The organism is Paenibacillus sp. 37 (genome assembly GCF_008386395.1).
In the GTDB taxonomy this organism is placed as follows: Bacteria; Bacillota; Bacilli; order Paenibacillales; family Paenibacillaceae; genus Paenibacillus; species Paenibacillus amylolyticus_B.
The window spans coordinates 268,814-288,487 of the sequence record NZ_CP043761.1; the positions used below are offsets into that span (position 1 = coordinate 268,814).

A 19,674-nucleotide genomic window follows, 5' to 3' on the forward strand; every position below is an offset into this window, starting at 1 on the left:
GATGGAAGACAGTTTCAAGCGCAAGTCTCCAGAAGAGATGCTGAAGATGATTACGAAGCTACAGCAGGGTACGCTCAAAATCTACATCGGCCCCGTCAGCGGATCGGGCAAAACGTATCACATGTTACGAGAAGGGAATACGTTGCGCGAGCAGGGCATTGATGTAGTCATCTGCGCCGTCTCCACAATGCGCAGACCGGAAACGGTGGAACAGCTTGGCGCACTCGAACGGATTCCAAGCATTCACTGGTTACGCCAGAGTGATGATGTAGAGATGAAGGATCTGAACTTGGATGCACTGCTGGAGCGTAATCCGGAGGTTGTGCTGGTGGATGGTTTGGCACATCGCAACAGAGATGGCGCTCGATATGCTACCAGGCTGGAGGACATTCAGTTCTTGCTCCGAAACAACATCAGTGTCATGACAACGGTGAATGTGTATGAGCTGGAAGGTTATACCGAGCTGGCACGACAACTTACAGGGATCGTAGCAGAACATACGGTACCCGCGGATACACTGGAACTTGCGGATGAAGTCAAGCTGATTGACGTCACGCCGGAAACGATACTGAGCCGTCTTGCAGAAGGTCATCTGAAGGGGCATGAGGGAGTAGCTGTATTTCGTCAAGGCAATCTGGGTATTCTGCGCGAACTGGCCCTGAGATTGGTTGCAGAAGGGGTCAATGAATCTCTGCGCGAGCATCGAGAGGAGATGGGAATTACCGTCACAACAGGCATCCTGGAACGGATTCTGGTGTCCACGCAATATCATTGGAACGGCTCGATCTATATCCGGCGCGGACAACAGATTGCCAAACGGCTGAATGGTGATCTGTCCGCGGTGGTTTTTCGGAATATGAAGCAGTCATTAACCAAGGAGGCAACCGTATTTCGGCGCAATATGATCAAACTGTTGGAGAAGTTTGGCGGCCATATGGAGGAACTGTCAATATTACACCGTCGTAACATCCCGTCTATGCTGGCGCGTTACGCCATGGAGCACCAGATTACCCGGATTGTGATGGGACACTCCCGGCGTACGCGCTGGCAGGAACTGTGGCAAGGGTCCGTTGTTAACTCACTGCTACGCAGATTACGTGGTGTGGATCTGTTTCTGGTTGCTGATCGAGCGGCCCGGGAGGGTGAACGTGTGGTCCCGGCCAAAGTAAACGAAGTGGAGTCACTGACATATCGCAGACTAAGTGAGCAGGAAATGAAGGAACAGATTGGCCAGATTCAGCGCGGCACATTCAAAATATATATTGGAGCCGCACCAGGTGTAGGCAAAACCTACATGATGCTGCGGGAAGGCAATGATTTGCTCCGTAAGGGCATCGATGTGCAAATCGGTTTGCTGGAGACACATGGACGGGCAGAAACCGTGGAGCAGATGGGTCATTTATCTGTAATCCCCCGCGTGCAGCGATTCTATCAGGAGACTCGACTGGAAGAGATGGACACGGAGGGGATTCTGCGTCTTTGCCCGGAAGTGGTGCTTGTGGATGAACTGGCGCATACGAATGTGCCCGGAAGTGTCCGGCAAAAGCGTTATGAAGATGTCCTTATCCTGCTGAATGCAGGCATCTCGGTCATTACCACAATGAATGTACAGCATCTCGAAAGTCTGAATGATGCCGTTGAACATATTACCGGTGTTCGTGTCCGCGAGACCGTACCCGATCGGATCATTCAGATGGCGGATGAGGTGCAGCTGATTGATGTGGCGCCCCAGGCCTTGCGGCAGCGCATGAGGGAGGGTAAAATCTATGCAACTGCCAAGGTCGAGCAAGCTCTTGCAAATTTCTTCAAAATCGGTAATCTGATTGCCTTGCGTGAACTTGCCCTGCGCGAACTGGCGGACGACGTGGATGAACGGCTTGAAGCACAGCAGGCCAAAATCACACTTCGAGGACCTTGGCGCAGACAGGAAGCGGTCTTTGTATGTGTAAGCAGTGATCGTCATGCCGAGCGGCTTATCCGGCGTGGATTCCGCATGGCTTTTCGTCTAAAAGCCATCTGGCATGTACATCATATCCACATCGGCGAGTCCATGAGTGACGAAGTGAAGTGCCATCTGGAAGCGTTGGAACAGCTGACGATTCGGCTTGGTGGTCAATTTCATATTCATCACAGTCCAAGGCTGCGCGATGTACCTGAGATTTTGGCAAGAAAGGCATCGGAGGCGAGAGCAACCCAGTTGGTGGTCGGGCAGGCAAGACGGGTGTGGTGGCTGAATGGCTACCGCGGCTCAGGTTCGGTGGTCAACCAACTTGTACGGTTGTCGCGGCATCTGGATGTATTAATCGTTGCAGATTATGATTATGAACGGAACGGGATGTGAATGGATATTGTCTGAACGAATAAAAAAAGAAACGCAGGCATTCCATGGAAAAAGGGTTCCGGCATATGTATGGGTGACCCTCGGGGTGACGCTGCTAACCTTGCTTCTTCATGCCATCGGCATGAGTGGTGATCTGGTTAATGTAGCACTTATATACCTGTTTCCGGTACTGGTGAGTGCCGTGTATTGGGGAATGGGGCCAGCTGTATATGCCGCGAGTTTTAGCGTTATTATGTTTGACTTCTTTTTTGTACCGCCATATCTGAGTTTCACGGTTGAGGATTTGAGATATCTCATCTCCTTTGTCGTTTATCTTGCTGTGGCAATTTTAACTGCGAGTCTTGCAGGTCGATTGCGACAACAGTTGGAGATGGTAAAAGCACGCGAGGCCACAACTAACTCCCTGTACGCATTGAGTCGTCAGATGACAGCCATTACGGATCTGAATACGTTGCTGGTTAACATTGCAACCCAGGTTTCGCTCACCCTGGGTAAGCCCGCGGCTATGTATCTTCCGGATGGTCAGGGGGATCTACTGGTTACTAGCTCATCTTCACCCGCATCTGAAGCAGAAAAGGGTGGTTGGGGAGATGGAGAGTCGGAGATTGCCATTGCCAAATGGGTATATCATCACGGACAGATCGCTGGTAAAGGATCATCTACTCTGCGGGAATCTCCCGGACTTTACGTGCCGCTACGCACAGAGGAGCAGATTCATGGCGTGCTCGCTGTGAGCATGGATGCTGATGAGGTTCATGAGCAGCAAGAACAGCTTCGTCTGTTGGAGGCATGCGGAGGACTGGCCGCAGGTGCCATTGCCCGAGTGAAACTGGCTGAAGAGGCCCGATTGGCGCAGATCACTGCCGAATCGGAGCGCATACGCACAGCGCTGCTGGACTCTGTCTCCCATGAATTGCGTACGCCCCTAACCGCCATTATCGGCTCGGCTACGGGATTGTTGGAGAATGATATTCTTTTTACACCCGAGGATCGGAGAGAATTAACAGTCAACATTCGGGATGGAGCCTTGCGCATGAATCGTCTCGTCACGAATCTGCTGGGTATGGTTCGGCTGGAGAGCGGCATGTTGCAACTGAATCGGAAATGGTGTGACGTGGGGGACATGATCAGCGTTGTACTGACACAGGTTCGGGAATTCAGTCTGCATCGTAACATTCAAGTTGAACTGCCTGATGATCCGGCTTTCATTTACGGAGATGAAGTATTGCTGGAGCAGGTACTGGTCAATATCGTCAGCAACGCCATCAAATATTCGCCTGATGAGAGCCAGATTGTTATCACTGTGGCGAGTGATAAGAGTTCAAGTCAATTGACGATCTGGGTAGCTGATCAAGGCATCGGTATACCGGAAGCGGAAAGAATATGTATATTTGATAAGTTCTATCGCTCGGAGTCGACCCAGCATGTCACAGGAACGGGGCTTGGTCTGGCGATCTGCAAAGGCATTGTGGAAGTCCACGGAGGTACCATTGTGGCAGAGCCGAATCTGGGCGGAGGAACGAGAATGCGCATAGAACTCCCCATGGAGGCTCACGGATCGCGGTTTCCCTATTCAGAACAAGGAGAGGTTGAAGAATAACATGAACGCACCACTAGGGGCTCGTATACTGGTGATCGATGATGAACCGCAGATTCGCAAATTGCTCAAGGTCACTCTTCAGGCACATCAATTCGAACTCCACGAGTGTGGGGAGGGCGAAGAGGGTGTTATTCAAGCCAGTATTGTACATCCGGATCTGATCATCCTTGATCTTGGTTTGCCAGGCATGTCTGGCATGGAGGTACTTCACCGGATTCGAGAATGGTCACAAGTGCCGATTATTGTGCTGACAGCGAAGGATCAGGAGGGAGACAAAATTGCCGCGTTGGATGGTGGTGCAGATGATTATGTGACCAAACCATTCGGTATGGGTGAGTTGGTCGCCCGTATTCGGGTGGCGTTACGTCATGTAGCCAAAACGACGGATGAGCCGATACTGCGCTTCGGATCACTCACGATTGATCTGTCCCAAAGACAAGTCGAACTGGAGGGGGATTTGGTCAAATTAACTCCGACAGAATATGAGATGCTGAAGGTGCTTGCCTCCAATGCAGGGAAAATCATCACCCAGCGCCAGCTATTGCAGCAAGTATGGGGAGGGCATCATCATGAGTCTGATAGCCATTATCTTCGGGTATATGTGGGACATCTGCGCAAAAAATTAAATGAAGATCCAACGAATCCGCGATATATTCAGACGGAGCCGGGTATTGGTTATCGTTTTTTGCTCCCTGCCGAGTAAGGATCAAGGGAGCGAGGCATTTCTTCTAAAAGATGTGATGCACGTTTCAGCGGGTGAGCGCTATGGATGAACCAAACCAACAAAGCACCGTCCCCTTTAGCTGCAAAGGAAACGGTGCTTTTATATATTATGAGGTATATTTCGGCAACCAGTCGCCGTGAGCCTCAATCAACTCATCACACATCGCTACGATGTCGTCGATAGACAGTTCGGCAGCCGTGTGTGGGTCAAGCATGGCGGCGTGATAGATATGTTCCTTTTTACCAGTGATTGCTGCTTCAATGGTCAGCAGTTGCGTGTTAATGTTTGTCCGGTTCAGTGCTGCGAGTTGTGGAGGCAGATCCCCAATGTACGTAGGGCTGATCCCTGATCCATCGACCAGACAAGGTACCTCGACACATGCCTCGCGCGGCAGATTCGTAATCAGTCCGTTGTTCATGACGTTGCCGCCAATCTTGTATGGGTTATTCGTCTCCATCGCTTCGATAATATGCGATGCGTATTCACGGCTGCGGGTGTGTTCAATATTTTCGCTGGCAAACAGCTTGGTACGCATTTCTCTCCAGCCTTCAATCTGGTTCACACAGCGGCGTGGATACTCATCCAGTGGAATATTGAAGCGTTCAATCAGCTCCGGGTAATTCCGTTTGATGAAGTAAGGATGGTACTCGGCATTATGCTCGGAGGATTCCGTTACATAATAGCCAAAACGCTGCATCAGCTCAAAACGAACCATGTCGTCATGCTGTTCCTTCTGTTTTTCCTTCGCCAGACGTTTAATCTCGGGGTACAGATCCTGCCCGTCTTTTGTAACTTCGAGCAGCCACGCCATGTGGTTGATCCCTGCAATCTTAGCCACGACACCTGTCTGATCGATCCCCAGTGCATCAAACAGATGCGGTACACATACCTGTACACTATGACACAATCCTACGGTTTTGATCCCGCCCTGCACATTCATGACGTTAGTAAGCACGGCCATCGGGTTGGTGTAATTCAGGAACCACGCATCCGGACATACTTCCTGCATATCTCGGGCGAAATCCAGCATAACAGGAATCGTACGCAGATTACGGAAAATTCCGCCGATGCCGAGTGTATCTGCAATGGTTTGACGCAATCCGTATTTCTTCGGAATCTCGAAGTCTGTAATGGTACATGGATCATATCCACCGACTTGGATAGCGTTAATGACATATTTGGCCCCGCGCAGCGCTTCTTTGCGGTCATGATATACGTTCACAACGCAACGACTTCCGAGTGAACGGGCCAGGCTGGTCAGCAAACGCTCGGAATCGCTCAAACGTTCAGCATCGATGTCAAACAATGCCAGCTCAAAATCCTGCAGTGCTTCGGTCATCATGACATCACCCAATACGTTTTTGACAAAGACGGTGCTTCCCGCACCGAGAAATGTAATTTTATTCATTTAAGTTCAGCCTCCCTGAAAAATGTTGTACCCCAACTATAGGCCGATTCGGCACATATAACTATGGTTCAACCCCTCTCAAACATGTCATAATCCCATTTTTGTTCCCGCTTTCAACTAATATAGAAGAACTTTAGCTGTTATAATATAAATAGACGAAATGAAGAGGTAAGCGGAACGAAGTCAGGATGGAGGGCGAAAAATGAGTCGCATTGAGATGAATGTGGTTCCCGCAGGCTGGACACAGATGGAGCTGATGTTGTTGTTTTTTGGGTGGGAGGCATGTGACCCTGCGCATTATTGGGGACCGGGTGTACGTGATTCTTACATTGTGCACTACATCCATGAAGGACGGGGCACTGTGTACATGGGGGATCAGGAGTACAAGCTTAGCGAGGGACAGGGTTTTGTCATTCTCCCGGACACGCTTATTCATTATGAGGCAGATCCGCAGGAGCCCTGGACGTATTCGTGGTTTGGTTTTAAAGGCATACAAGCCAAAGCATTCATGCAACGTGCTCAATTGAGCGCGGAGCGGCCGGTTTATGATGCCCATGATACGAGTGCGATGGAACGGTTGTATACGGAGATGGTCCAAGCTTCCACGCGGTCAGAAGGCGATGTGTTGAACCAGAGTCTCTTGTACCGCTTGATGGCAGAACTCATCTCTTCTTCACCTGTGAAGGAAGTTATAGGGCAGCTCCTTTCGAACAAAGAAACATACATCCGGCAGGCGGTGCAATTTATGGAGAACAGGTACAGTCAGCGAACTTCCATACTGGATATTGCCCAAGCTGTGGGGCTGGATCGCACGTATCTATCAGGATTGTTTAAAGAGCGATATGGCATGTCGCTACAGTCCTTTTTTCTGGAGTACCGTATGAATAGGGCAGCCGAACTTCTTCAGAATCCAGGGCTGTCGGTCAGTGAAGTGGCCCATTCTGTTGGTTATACGGACCCATTATTATTTTCTAAGATGTTTAAGCGTGTGACGGGCGTATCTCCGAAGGGGTCGAGAATTCGCGATTAGACGTACTTAGTGTTTCAAATTTGAAAGAAAATTTTTGATCATTAAACGTTGTCCCGCTATTCTGATACAGAAGTGTAATTGAATATGTGGAACTTGGTGCTTTGCCCGTCAGGGTGGAAGCTTAATAGGGAATTCCGGTGTAATACCGGCGCGGTCCCGCCACTGTAACAGAGGAGTCAGGTAGTGATAATCCACTGGTTTAAGCCGGGAAGGAGCTGCAAGTGACGATGAGTCTTGAGCTAGGAGACCTGCCAGGTTTAACTAACACAGTAGTACCCTAAGGGAGATAGGACGGTGTTTAGAGAGCATGATTTTTTCTACCCGTCTCCTGGAGAAAGTCTGTCAGGATAATACAATGTGCGGGTTTTCGTTATAGTCTAAGTAAGGTTATAAAAAGAGAATGATGCAAAAAGGGTTACCCCAGAAGTCCATAGATGACTTTCAGGATAACCCTTTTGTTGTATAACAGGCATGTTGTGTGTAAGTTGGAACGTGATACAGCAATAGCTTCTGAATGCTTCATCTTATGTCGTTCATTGCACCTATATCAATTCAGTACACCATAGTTTTGTGAAGGCTGCATAGTATTTTATCTGCCCTCATGTCTATTTCATCATATATTTATTGATTGCTTCATTGGGTGTTATCGCTATACAGACAGTCAGTCTTATTTTGGAGAGATACTCCGCATATAGACTCTTCTGTCCACATGTAGTTGGTTACATCTGCTTAGCCAGTCGTGCTGACGTGAGAGATTCAAACTAGTGCGGTACTTGCGATTGGAAGTCGTTCCGGCTAGACTGGTCAGCATGATAAAAGACAATGTCGCCATCCTTCAGCGGCCAGGTTCTGCCTTGACTGTCTGTTGGCATTGTGTTGAAACCTTCCATCTGCCATTGATTCATCAGTGGTGCATGAATGTATTGCAGATGGGGCGCCTCTGTATTTCCATTCTGCAGGCTCTCCATGTTGAAGTTAACTACGATATAACCATTCTTTAGAAAAATCTTCGATTTCTCATCCAGCTGATTTTGTCGGGCTAGGGGTTCAAGATCCGTACCTTTTGATACGGCATATACATCGGCTGGCAAGCTGTACTCCCCGTACCAACGCTGGATTGCTGCATTGGCCCGGTCCACGTTGACCCCGGAAGGAATCTCCGTTTTGGGCCCGATGAGTGTCCGAATCGGAGCGGACAGGATCATCCAGTCATAACGACCTACCCATGTTTTTTGATGAGATGTCTGATCGACTAGTCGAACCATATGTTCTGCCAACGTACGCTGGCTGCGTTCTTCCGCTGTCAGTTCATAAGTATACTGATAACGCGCGGTATCGCCTAACTCTGTGCCGGGTACATTCCGAAGCCGCGAGTTCAGGACAACAAATCGTTTCTCCAGATCCTGAGCCGATCCGATGCGGATTAGGCGTTCCTGGCCTCGATGGTAGTACAGATCTACTTCTTTCCGGGAAGACCCGTCTTTACTCACAAAAGCAAAATTGGGTGTAATTCGAATACCATCCTGATTGCCAAACATATTGCCCTTGGTCTTCAGATCGAACTTGAAATGGTACCCTGTCTTCACAAGTGCGTTAGCAAATCCCTGTACCGGGTGGCTTCCCGGTCGAATGGGCAATACAAATGGAGCCAGGTTACCTCGTGGATCACCATCAATGCTATTCATCCCGGTCCAGTAGCTATAGCCCGTTGGTTCGGAACTACCCAATCGCTTGCGAAATACATTTTCCCAGTTGTAATCAGAAATATCAGTGACGTGAAAATCATATAACCTTCCGATGACATCTACCGGTACGGTGTCTGCTGCAACATGATGTGCCAAATTGGTATTAGCATCCTTTTGCTCGGTAAAGTTTGCAGGTGCATTCTCTGCAATATTGCGGAATGTAATATGGTATTTTCCCTCGTCTACCCATACAGGGAGGTAGAATGTGGTATCCAGTTGATTGACCGGAATATCGACCCATGTCTTGGCAGGGATAAACTGACTCCGGTCTGCGTTGTAGACATCAAACGGGAATTGCACCTGTTTGGTTCGAAAGTATTTGGCATAGTCCCGATTCCCATATCCAGGATAACTTGCTGCGTCCAAGTGCTGTCCCGATGTGGGAATTCTCACAATGAACGGACGTTCCAGAATGAGTGCAGCGCTTGTTGGGTCCGGCACGGTTTTCTGATTATGCGGCTGATCATCCGATACCCAGGCGTAATTGACGACAGGGGTATGTACCGTGACGGTGTTGATGCCGTTAATCGGTAATATTTTATTGGCGCCGCCATTCACGTTGCCTGGTAGCAAATCATAATAGATCTCACCAGAGCTTGTGGTGTTTGCTTTATTCAGCAGGGAATTGCTGATCATATTACCCGGTTTGTACAGCACATTGCGACCGATCGTCGTTGGGTTAGGAATGTTGGATGGCGTTGGGCCATCCTTGGTTGCTTCCACATCATTCATAATGGTTGTGTTGTTGAATTTCACTAGATCATTATTCACTTTACTTTGAGGTGTGTTGGATTCAGCCATCCCTTTTAACCGTGATGTATCATCAGGCACACTGGGAGGTTGGTTCAAACCACCTGTTAATTTGGGTGGAGTATATGAGATTGAAGTGGTTTGGCCTGGTCGTACATGGCTTTCTACGGATTCATCATGTTTAGACTCCAGTGTTGGTGGTGTGTATCCTGATGGATTCATCGTAACGGTCTCACCGGGCAAAGCGTAATTGTTCATGGTTGCTTTAGCGATCTTATATACTTCCAGGTTATTAATTTTCCAGTAGGAGTAGTCTCTTGTGATTTGGAAGTTGTATGGCTTGGGTACCGTGTCGTTCGCAGGTACAGGTGTCCCTGATGTACAACCATCATCATCACATACCTCCGGTCCAGGTACAGTCCACTCTCTGTCGTAAGAGATTGTGACATTACAGTTGTATGTAATTTTACCGCTCATTTTCGCCCAAGCTTGTTTAAATAGGTAATTGTCAGCAAAAGCATTTGTGTAGAGTGACTCGGAAGTAGGGATTCCTTTTAACACATTGAATGTCTCATTATCTCTGTTATCTGACTTAATAACACCGTTGGCATTTGGATCGAGATCACTCATGCTCATGATGGTTCCACCAGAAGGTGGTCCAACCGTTGGCGTGCAACCTCCACCGCCTCCGTTACTGTCCTCCCCACCAGGACCCGGATTTTCCTCAACGCCAATGTTTGTTGTGGTAGTTAGCTCAAAATCATCCTTTTCCCACAGTACTTTGATGGTTGTGGTTCCTCTGCTGACGGCTTGGACCACTCCAGAGTTACTCACGGTTGCGACACCAGGATTGGATGATTCCCATGTCGTTGTACCACCGCTACCGGTGTTTACATTGGTTTCTGCACCAAAGTTTCCATCACCATTTTTCGTTTTGACCGTTGCGTTTAATTGTTTGGACTGGTTCAAGCTAAGTTGCCCGCCAGCGGTTAGGTTAATCTCTTTGGTTATTTCAGCAACGGCCCGCCAATATATATCTGTATTGAATATGTAGTCGGCAGAGAATTTAGGTGGATTATAGGGTCTGTGGGCTGTTGGTTCAATCGCACCTCCGATTTGAGTTGTAAATTTCACCGTATCACCGTCAAATGATTCCACACTAACCAAGATTGGTTTTCCTGGTAAGTAATATTGTGTGTTATCCATGTACATGGGCTTTAACGAAATTGTGGTTAATTCACTTCTAGAATACCTCTGACCGGAACGATCAAAGTACTCAGAGGGTTTGTAGCTTGGTGCATCTAGTGAAAGATTTACGCAAACTAAAGATGAGTTTGGTTTGTTAGTATCGGGGTTATTGCTTAATGTTTGGCCATTGCATTCTCCATCTACACGCCATCTTAAATTATCGAGCTGGTAAACATAAACACCGATATTAGACATTCCACTGCCCTCAACAGGAATTACTTTTTTCTGCGACTTTGCAGGTGATGGAGGTACTATATGAGAGGCTTCTAACACTGGCTTTGTTCCAGGCCCCCCTCCAGCAAAAACAACTGAAGGGGTTTGGAAGAATATACACAATGTTATATATGCTATTAATAATTTTTTTAATAATTTATAGAACTGCACATTGGAACACCCTTTTCATAGTTTAATTTGGAACTACAGTATAGTTTGTTCCATCTTTGAGCGTCAGGCGTACTCCAGGATTTAATGATTTATCAAAATGTAAGAGACCATGGCCCCAGTAAACAGGGTTCTTTAAGATAAACACGCCTTTGGGTCCGAGTAAATCATTTATATGTTTAGGTCCATACTCGCTAAAAGCTTTGGTGCTTGGTGAAGTTAGAGCATTAATAGTTGGGGAATGGATAAGACTACCGGCTTGCAGTTGATTCATAGAGTTCTTAATACTAATATCAAACTCTGTAAAAGAATAATAAGCGCCTCTTAGTAATCTATCTTTTTCATCAACGAAAACAGGATAGTAGATACTTCTCTCAGTTTCTTTTACATATGGATTGACGATGATCCAGTTCTTGACCTTCAGATCTGCATAATTCGTTACTGTAACTAATTCTTGATTACGAATTTTCCCGAAATCTCCAGTTACTTTGCTGTAATCATACGATTCAGAAAATTTTTCTGGTCCTGCTTTTTGATACTTAGGCGCAATAATACTCAAATTTGTCCCCGTCAAACCCACCGCTCGCAGCTCATTCAGCCCCTGAAAATCAGCAGGTTTTGTCTTGGCAACTGCTGCATAACGGGCAATCAATACAGCTACTTCAGCTCGTGTTGTTGTACGATCGACGCCAAATGTTTTATCGTTTGCTACACTCATCAGTCCCGTTCCCAGGGCAACAGCGACTGCATTTTTTTGAGCGCTTGCGAGTTTGCCTGTGAAATATTCCTTTGCAGGCACAACGGTGTTGGTCACATCAGAGAGTGCTTGTTTGTACTGAGGATCAACAACGGTTAGCCCTTGCGTCAGCCAAGTAGCCATCTCCCCTCGTTGAAGAGCGCCTTGTGCATCCAATTTCCCCTTATAATTAGAAGGGCTGATAAAACCTTTTGCTATAGCAATAGAGACACCACTTTTTGCCCACTCGGGTATGTCCGTGAAATTATTTTGTTCTTGTGTTGATGCATTAGGCTGGTCGGATAAACGTCCCAGAATACTTGCCATTTCAGCTTTGGTGACTGGTGAGCTTGGTTTAAATGTCCCGTCGGCATACCCCTTGAAATAACCTTGTTCCACGGCCGAATTAATTGCTGAAGATGCCCAGTGTGTAGAAGGAACGTCCTTGAATTTAGTTGTAACTTGTGCGGCTTCTACAGAACTCCCAACACCTCCAAAACCTGCGATACCCCCTGTTAATATAGCCAATGCCGCTACGCCGGAAATCATCATTTTTTTCATGAATCTTACTCCTCTCCATTTTCGTTTGTTTTCTTTGGTATGTACGATTTAGGTTACTAGATACTAAATTTGTAATAATAATGAATATTCTACCATGTAATACTAGGCTGTTGGTATGATTAATCAATATGTTTTCTCCTCTCCACACCACTCTTACTACTTCTCCAGACCTATATTCCATCAAAAAAACACAAAAAAAGGCCACGAATCCGCAGATTCATAGCCTTATGCTTTAAGGTCTCCAACATATGTAGTTCCATCAATAGTCAATTCAATAATCAATAAATCAAGAATACTCGATTTCCAAACATTTGAAAAGCCCATATTCTTCTTACTCCAAATAAAGTCAGGCTATCGGTGTTCCATTAGGTAATGGGCTATCCGGTGAGAGCAAGACAACATCGCCTTCACCAGGCAAGCCGCCAAGCACAAGTACTTCAGAGACAAAACCGGCAATCCGCCGAGGTGGGAAATTAACTACAGCAACGACCTGTTTGCCAATGATCACATCAGGCGTGTATCGCTGAGTAATCTGAGCGCTGGAGCGTTTAAGACCAAGTGGTCCGAAGTCGATCGTCATTTTAATAGCGGGTATGCGAGCCTTGGGGAAGGGTTCGGCTTCCACCACGGTACCAACCCGGATGTCATGCTGCATGAACTCTTCAAAAGTAGCCATAGGGGTAGATCTCCTTTCAACTATTGGGGACTATTATAAATGAAAAATCAACAAAAAATCCAGATTACGCAGTATCGTAACCTGGATTTCTGTTGCGTTGCATTGCGCAAATTAAGCGCCGTTCCAATTTTCCCCGGTGAGGTATTTCTCAGTGAGGATGGATAACATCTGAATACCTACTTCATTATGTCCGCCTTCTGGAATAATGATATCGGCATACTTTTTGGATGGCTCGATAAAAGCATCGTGCATCGGTTTTACCGTTTCGAGATATTGTTTGTACACGGATTGGATCGTGCGTCCGCGCTCTTCAATATCCCGCAGGACTCTCCGTAGAATCCGAACATCGGAATCAGTATCAACAAATACTTTGATGTCCATCAGACTGCGAAGATGTTCATCAATCAGCACATGCAATCCTTCTACAATGACAATATGGTTCGGTGCCAGTTCAACCGTCTCATTGGCAGCACGATTATCTATGGTGAAGTCATATACGGGAGCATACGCCGCTTGGCCTTTTTTCAACAAAGTGAGATGCTCAATCAACAGATCATTATCGAATGCAAACGGGTGATCGTAATTGGTGAGTCGGCGTTGCTCAGGTGTCAGCTGCGACTGGTCTTTGTAATAATTGTCTTGGGATATAAACGTGACTTTACCTGATCCCAGACGGTCTATGACGGAGCGAGCTACCGTCGTTTTACCGGAGCCGGTTCCTCCGGCGATACCAATAATGAGCATGGTTGTTCCATAAGCCTCCCTAAAATGGCAGCATGATGAATGGATAAAAGCGCATCAGAAATCCTTCGTTCATGGCCTTTATCCACATGTCTGTCTCTGAATACACAATTCTTTCATTGTACCATAGCAGACGGCTTTTTTCATCTTGGTGTATGGACCATGTTTTGCCTTCAGGGGCTTTATGCTTGTTAAAATTCATTTACTGCATGTCTTTGGATGATACTCCCCGCGGTGACTCCATAGGGCCAGCAGGCGATGTCCGATGGAGCTTTTTGTGAACATATTCAGGATGACATAACCAAGGACACATCCTGTTGTATTGGCTATCAAATCGTTCAGATCAGTGCTGCGACCGTTGCCTAAGGTCGCTCGAAGCAGCAACTGTGTTATTTCAATGAGGAAACTTACGCTCAATCCTGCGAATGCTGCTGTTCGTATCGAGTGAATCCAAGGCTTGATGAAAGGAAGCATGAACCCCAGTGGCATAAACAGCACAATGTTGAGGAGAAAGCTTGGTGCATCCGCGGTCAGGAGCGGAATCCATTGAATGCTTTGATACCATGGAGTTTGATTGGCATAGATTCCGATGTTCACGTCGATAGGGAAAAATACAAAGTGCATAACGCCCAACATATATATGGCAAATGCGAGCATCGACACATACTGTCTGACCGTATACCTGGTTTTGCTCACCCTGGCGTGGATCATCAGGGCAAGCAGGACCAGAACGAATAATGGGCCAAGTACGATGGGAGATGAGATTGAATATTGGATGGACATGGAATGGCTCCTTCATAAGGAAATGAGATCAGGCTATTGAAGCTGAATCTTCATTTCCATTCCCTTGATGAATTGAGTGTCTTTAACCTCTTCCGTAAAATCATCCTTGATCTCGAAAGGTTTTACTATCAGATATTTTACATCCTTGGCAGTTGTGGCATATATGCGTTCCGATTTCAGTTGGTTACCCTCGTATAGGCCTTCGCCGCTGAGAGCGGTTAGCTGCCGCTCCTGATCATCATAGACGGCAAATCCGACGTGACTCAGCTGTTCCTGCTCTTTTGCCGTAAGAGTACTCTTATCGTTCAAACTGATAACAGTAGTTAGACGGGTAGTGACAGGGGTAACCACAGCTTCCGTAACAGCGGCAGTATACAAATTGTTGGTCATGGCTGTATTAGGCAAAACCTGATGAATGTTTTCTGTTGATTTGGCAAATGGAACCGTCAGCTCGAACTCATGATCGATGCCCTGCAACGTCAATTGAACCTTGGCGTCGAACTGATCCGGCAATTGTGCCGTTCCCTGATCGGAGGAAATGACCTGCTCAAAGAGCAGTGTATTTGGCTGCGTTTCTCCTACCGAACTATAGAACAGTCCGCTATTCGAAAGGGACCCGTCGACTTTGAAAAAGACATTCTCAATACCACTGCTCAGTTTCACGATGTCCTTGCCATTGTCATATTCACCCTGATTCAGATTAGGCGCAGTGAAATGAACCAGAAATGCAGCACGGGTACCATCATAAACTGTTTCAAGGACTTCCAGCTTCACATCCTGGTAAGCAACCTTGCTGTTAACAGGGGTAGTCAAGCCGTCGTTGCCCGCCGTTCGCAGACCCATATCGGCTTCGATTGAGCTGAAGAGGCTGCCCACGAGTGGGATATTGCGCAAGGAGGCAGCCATGGCCGGTGATACAAAGCCGGATGCAAATACAGTCACGCCCAATACTCCGGCTGCGATCGTCGCAGCTGCAGCCTTGTGCCATCGCTTGTGCCGGCGACTGGAGCGCAAAGTTTGTTCGGTTTTCAATGTGTTTGGGGACGCCGGCAGAGAATCCAGTGTGGCATCAATCCGGTTACGCACGAGTTCAGACATCAGAGGACGCTCCTTCGCTTGGTTCTTTAATTCCTGATCGATATTAAACAGGTTTGACATGTAAGTTTACCTCCCGAAAATTTTTGAATTTCTGATATAACTCCTGCCTTGCCCGAGTAAGTCTCATTTTCACTGCACTTTCGGAAATATTGAGGGCATCGGCGACTTGACGGAGAGACAGGTCTTCAAAATAATGCAAAACGACAACAATTCGCTTCGATTCCTCCAGTTGGTCTACCGCTTCTCGCATATCGACCTCATCGTAGGGACTGGAATGCTCCCGCTTTTCTGAAGGTACTTCCGCATAAGCGGTGGAGAGAGAGCGGCGGGACAGCATCGTGTTGCATTCATTGATGAGGATGCGAAACAGCCAGGTTTTGAAATACCGGGGTTCCCGGAGTGTATGCACCGATTTGTATGCGTTCAGGATTGTCTCCTGAATGGCATCGGCCACGTCCTCCTCTTTTCGCAGCATGGATTTTGCCGTATTGTACAAAGAGTTTTCAATGTCTCGAATAAGCCGGATAAAGGCTTCACGATCTCCTTGGATGGCCTGGTTAACGAGATCGGTTGAACCCATGGATAACAGCTCCTTTCGTATTGGAGGGATGAAGCCAGCACTTGGCTGGTTTTGATATGAATTAGACTGGCGAGTAGGGCATATGGTCACATTTTCTTTTTGTAGTTTTAAAAAAGGGCGTTATTATATATGACGTATCGGGTCTCTGCGTTCCCTTCAATGATAAGAGGGGCTGATTTTTCCCTAAGATTGGATGATTGACTTTTTCTAAAACAGCACTATAATAAACTTATATTCATAACACGGACTGTTACTGGGGAAACCAGGCATGACCGAATTCGATTGCTTTACTGTAATCGCTTTCGGTCTTTTTTTATTTTTGTTGGGGGGTGAGAACATTGAAGGTTATCAAGAAAGTAAACAATAACGTAGCCATCGCTATTAATGAACATAACGAAGAGGTTTTTGTCGTAGGCAAGGGTGTAGGATTTCTGAAAACGCCCTATGAGCTGACGGAGACGGACTTGGTGGAGAAAATATTTGTAGCACCAAAGAACATCCGTATGTATGACCTGCTGAACAGTATTCCGATTGAGGATATTTATCTCGCGGAGGAAGTTATCAAGTTGGGCAGTCAGATCCTGAATAAAACATTTAACCCGAATCTGCTTCTCACCCTGTCTGACCATATCAGTTTTGCATTAACCCGAACCAAAGAAGGCATCCGTATCAAAAATCCGCTGGAATGGGAAGTGCGGACACTCTATCCGGACGAGACCCGGGTGGGGGAGGCTGCGCTGAAGCTGATTCAGGAAAAAACGGATATCGCTCTGCCGACAGCCGAAACAACACTGATTGCTCTGCATTTTGTTAATGCACAGGTGGGCTCTGGAGAGATGACGGATACCACTAAGGTAACCACAGTTACGGGCGAGATCCTGTCCGTGATCAAATATGCGCTCAAAATTGATTTCCAGGAGGATTCCATCCATTTCATGCGCTTTGCCACACATATTCGGTATTTCATTCTGAGGCAGATGAGCGGTAAATCGCTCAAAGACGAGAATGAATCGCTGTTCCTGATGGTGAAGGAGAAGTTTCCGAAAGAACTCGCTTGTGTGGAGAAGATTGCTGATTTCCTGGAAAGTAATTATGGCTGGACCTGTTCGGATGATGAAAAGTTATATCTGATTCTGCATATCCAACGTTTGATTTCGAATGAACCAGCGGAATGAATGGACTAGTGAAGAAACTAACCGAATAATCCATATTGGACTGTTACTGATTCGATCAGGCATGACCAAGCGTAGGGAATGACGATTCCCCGGCTTGGTCATTTTTTATATATCCAATTTATTCATGTAGAGGAGAAGGGTCATGAACAACAAAGACTTGGCTAAAAACGTACTTGATCTCGTTGGCGGCGAGCAAAATATATCCGGGCTAACACACTGTGCAACCCGTTTGAGATTCGTATTAAAGGATGATAACAAAGCAGACCTCAAGGCACTGGATCAGCTCGAAGGCGTGCTCAAAGCACAAAATTCCGGTGGACAGGTTCAGGTTGTTATCGGTGCCAAAGTAGACGCGGTATATAGTGAAGTGAAGAATCTAACTTCTGACAAGATTGGCGAGCTTACGGAGTCTACAGACAGTGGACCGAAAAAGAGACGTAACCCCGTCAACGTAGTGCTTGAAACCATCGCAGGTATATTCACGCCTGTTCTGCCAGCACTTGTTGGATGTGGGATGATCAAATGTTTGGCTACCGTAATAACTGCAATGGGGTATCTGGAAGGATCGGGCTTCCTGACGATCATTAACATGATCGGGGACTGCATTTTCTACTTCATGCCGTTTTTCCTGGCTGTCAGTGCAGCAAACCGTTTCAAAACCAATCCCTATTTGGCGGTAGCTCTTGCTGCGGGACTAATGCATCCAACCATTTTGAACGCTGCGACTCAGATTGCTGAGACGGGTGTAAACCGTATTGATTTTCTCGGCATGCCGATTCTGCTGATGAAATATTCCTCTTCCGTCATTCCAATCATTTTGGCGGTATGGATTATGAGTTATGTGTATCCAATCGTCAATCGAGTGATTCCCAAGTTTCTACAGGTCCTGCTTACCCCAATGATTGTTTTGTTCATTATGATTCCAGTGGAACTGATCGTGCTCGGCCCAGTAGGATCATATATCGGTGACTGGTTGACCAACGGTATTAACTCATTGTTCTCCACCGCAGGTGTGCTTGCGGGTGCGATTCTTGGATTTTTCAAACCGATCATGGTTATGTTCGGTATGCACTATGCCATCATGCCTATCCAGGTTCAACAAGTGGCTACCCTGGGCGCAACCGTATTGTTACCAACGGCACTGGCGGCAAATTTGGCCCAGGCTGGAGCAGCTTTCGGTGTGTTTGTCCTAACGAAGAGTAAAACGATGAAATCAGCTGCTGCTTCGAGTGGATTCACTGCGTTGTTCGGAATCACCGAGCCGGCGATCTATGGTGTAACACTCAAATATAAACGTCCCTTTTTCGCAGGTTGTCTTGCGGGCGGATTAGTCGGTGGATTCTACAGCTTGGTGCACACAACAGCGAATGCAATTTCACTTCCAGGTGTATTGGCAATTGGCACGTATTCCTCTGATCGTTACATGTATGTCGTTATTGGTTGTATTGCCGCAGTTTTACTTGGCTTTGTCTTCACGCTGTTGGCGGGCATCAAGGAAGATACAGATGGAAATAAATCGAAGCAACAAGCTACGAATAAAGTAAATAGCAATCAGACAGTCGTTGCCTCAGAGGTAACTCCAGCGTCCGTATCATCACAGACATCCACTTCTTCTGACATGCTTATCGTTAGTCCAATGACAGGGGAGATCAAACCGATCTCTGAAGTGGACGATCAGGCATTTGCTCAAGAGTTGATGGGTAAAGGCATTGCGATTCTTCCGACAGATGGCAAGGTATATGCTCCATTTGACGGAGTAGTCGAGGCCCTTTATCGCACCAAACATGCTATCGGATTGAAGGCGACTAATGGTGTTGAGATCCTCATTCATATCGGGGTGGATACCGTCAGCCTCAAAGGCAAATATTTTACCGCCCATATCGAACAGGGACAGACCATCAAGGCTGGCGATTTATTGGTGGAGTTTGATCCAGAAGGTATTACGACAGCAGGTTATAACACCATTACATCTATTGTTGTTACCAACATGCAACAGTATGGGGACGTACTGACTACAGCGACCAGCGGCCCGATCCGGGAGAGTGAAGCGCTGATCAAGCTAATCCCCTAGAACCTTAGATAAGACCATTTAAATAA

14 protein-coding genes and 1 riboswitch are annotated in these 19,674 nt (G+C 46.9%); of the genes, 6 read left to right on the plus strand and 8 right to left on the minus strand.

Annotation, left to right across the window (positions count from 1 at the left end):
- Position 1 precedes the first annotated feature (1 nt).
- From F0220_RS01235 to F0220_RS01245, 3 genes are read left to right on the plus strand one after another with little or no spacing between them, the layout of a single operon-like run.
- Positions 2 to 2,341, plus strand: a complete 2,340-nt coding sequence (locus F0220_RS01235) for a histidine kinase (RefSeq protein WP_105602226.1) — start codon at positions 2 to 4, stop codon at positions 2,339 to 2,341.
- The gene (locus tag F0220_RS01240; protein WP_223199824.1) at positions 2,322 to 3,941 is read left to right on the plus strand and encodes an ATP-binding protein; all 1,620 of its coding nucleotides are present in this window, start codon (positions 2,322 to 2,324) and stop codon (positions 3,939 to 3,941) included. Before F0220_RS01235 ends, F0220_RS01240 begins: the two co-directional genes overlap by 20 nt.
- A 1-nt stretch (position 3,942) precedes the next feature.
- Positions 3,943 to 4,644 (plus strand): response regulator, encoded by a 702-nt coding sequence (locus F0220_RS01245; protein ID WP_105602224.1) that lies wholly within the window; start codon positions 3,943 to 3,945, stop codon positions 4,642 to 4,644.
- 127 nt (positions 4,645 to 4,771) lie between these two features.
- Here the strand turns inward: F0220_RS01245 and F0220_RS01250 are convergent, their stop codons facing one another.
- Positions 4,772 to 6,073 (minus strand): alpha-glucosidase/alpha-galactosidase, encoded by a 1,302-nt coding sequence (locus F0220_RS01250; RefSeq protein ID WP_105602223.1) that lies wholly within the window; start codon positions 6,071 to 6,073, stop codon positions 4,772 to 4,774.
- A gap of 202 nt (positions 6,074 to 6,275) precedes the next feature.
- Here F0220_RS01250 and F0220_RS01255 point away from each other — a divergent pair, with 202 nt between their 5' ends.
- Positions 6,276 to 7,103: an AraC family transcriptional regulator gene (locus tag F0220_RS01255; protein ID WP_105602221.1), complete on the plus strand. Its 828-nt coding sequence runs from the start codon at positions 6,276 to 6,278 to the stop codon at positions 7,101 to 7,103.
- A gap of 77 nt (positions 7,104 to 7,180) precedes the next feature.
- Positions 7,181 to 7,374: riboswitch (cobalamin riboswitch) on the plus strand.
- 490 nt (positions 7,375 to 7,864) lie between these two features.
- Here the strand turns inward: F0220_RS01255 and F0220_RS01260 are convergent.
- The 7 genes from F0220_RS01260 to F0220_RS01295 form a co-directional block, all read right to left on the minus strand.
- Positions 7,865 to 10,756 carry a DUF5704 domain-containing protein gene (locus tag F0220_RS01260; protein WP_223199958.1) on the minus strand — a complete coding sequence of 964 codons (2,892 nt, stop codon included), beginning with the start codon at positions 10,754 to 10,756 and terminating at the stop codon, positions 7,865 to 7,867.
- 496 nt (positions 10,757 to 11,252) lie between these two features.
- Complete coding sequence (locus F0220_RS01265; protein ID WP_105602219.1) at positions 11,253 to 12,524, minus strand: S-layer homology domain-containing protein; 1,272 nt, start codon at positions 12,522 to 12,524, stop codon at positions 11,253 to 11,255.
- Between the two features lie 346 nt (positions 12,525 to 12,870).
- Positions 12,871 to 13,200, minus strand: a complete 330-nt coding sequence (gene csaA, locus F0220_RS01270; RefSeq protein ID WP_105602218.1) for a chaperone CsaA — start codon at positions 13,198 to 13,200, stop codon at positions 12,871 to 12,873.
- A gap of 111 nt (positions 13,201 to 13,311) precedes the next feature.
- On the minus strand, positions 13,312 to 13,944 hold the full coding sequence (gene udk, locus F0220_RS01275) for a uridine kinase (RefSeq protein ID WP_017691162.1): 633 nt from the start codon (positions 13,942 to 13,944) through the stop codon (positions 13,312 to 13,314).
- 195 nt (positions 13,945 to 14,139) lie between these two features.
- Positions 14,140 to 14,724: a VanZ family protein gene (locus tag F0220_RS01285; protein ID WP_105602217.1), complete on the minus strand. Its 585-nt coding sequence runs from the start codon at positions 14,722 to 14,724 to the stop codon at positions 14,140 to 14,142.
- A 33-nt stretch (positions 14,725 to 14,757) separates the two neighbouring features.
- A complete protein-coding gene (locus F0220_RS01290; RefSeq protein ID WP_105602215.1) occupies positions 14,758 to 15,882 on the minus strand; it encodes a DUF4179 domain-containing protein in 1,125 nt (374 codons plus the stop codon).
- Entirely contained in the window at positions 15,866 to 16,402 is a 537-nt protein-coding gene (locus F0220_RS01295; protein WP_091012141.1) for a sigma-70 family RNA polymerase sigma factor, read from the minus strand. Before F0220_RS01295 ends, F0220_RS01290 begins: the two co-directional genes overlap by 17 nt.
- A 329-nt stretch (positions 16,403 to 16,731) precedes the next feature.
- Here F0220_RS01295 and F0220_RS01300 point away from each other — a divergent pair, with 329 nt between their 5' ends.
- Positions 16,732 to 17,577, plus strand: a complete 846-nt coding sequence (locus tag F0220_RS01300; protein WP_223199825.1) for a PRD domain-containing protein — start codon at positions 16,732 to 16,734, stop codon at positions 17,575 to 17,577.
- Between the two features lie 142 nt (positions 17,578 to 17,719).
- Positions 17,720 to 19,648, plus strand: coding sequence for a beta-glucoside-specific PTS transporter subunit IIABC (locus F0220_RS01305; RefSeq protein WP_105602214.1), 1,929 nt, complete (start codon positions 17,720 to 17,722; stop codon positions 19,646 to 19,648).
- Positions 19,649 to 19,674 lie beyond the last annotated feature (26 nt).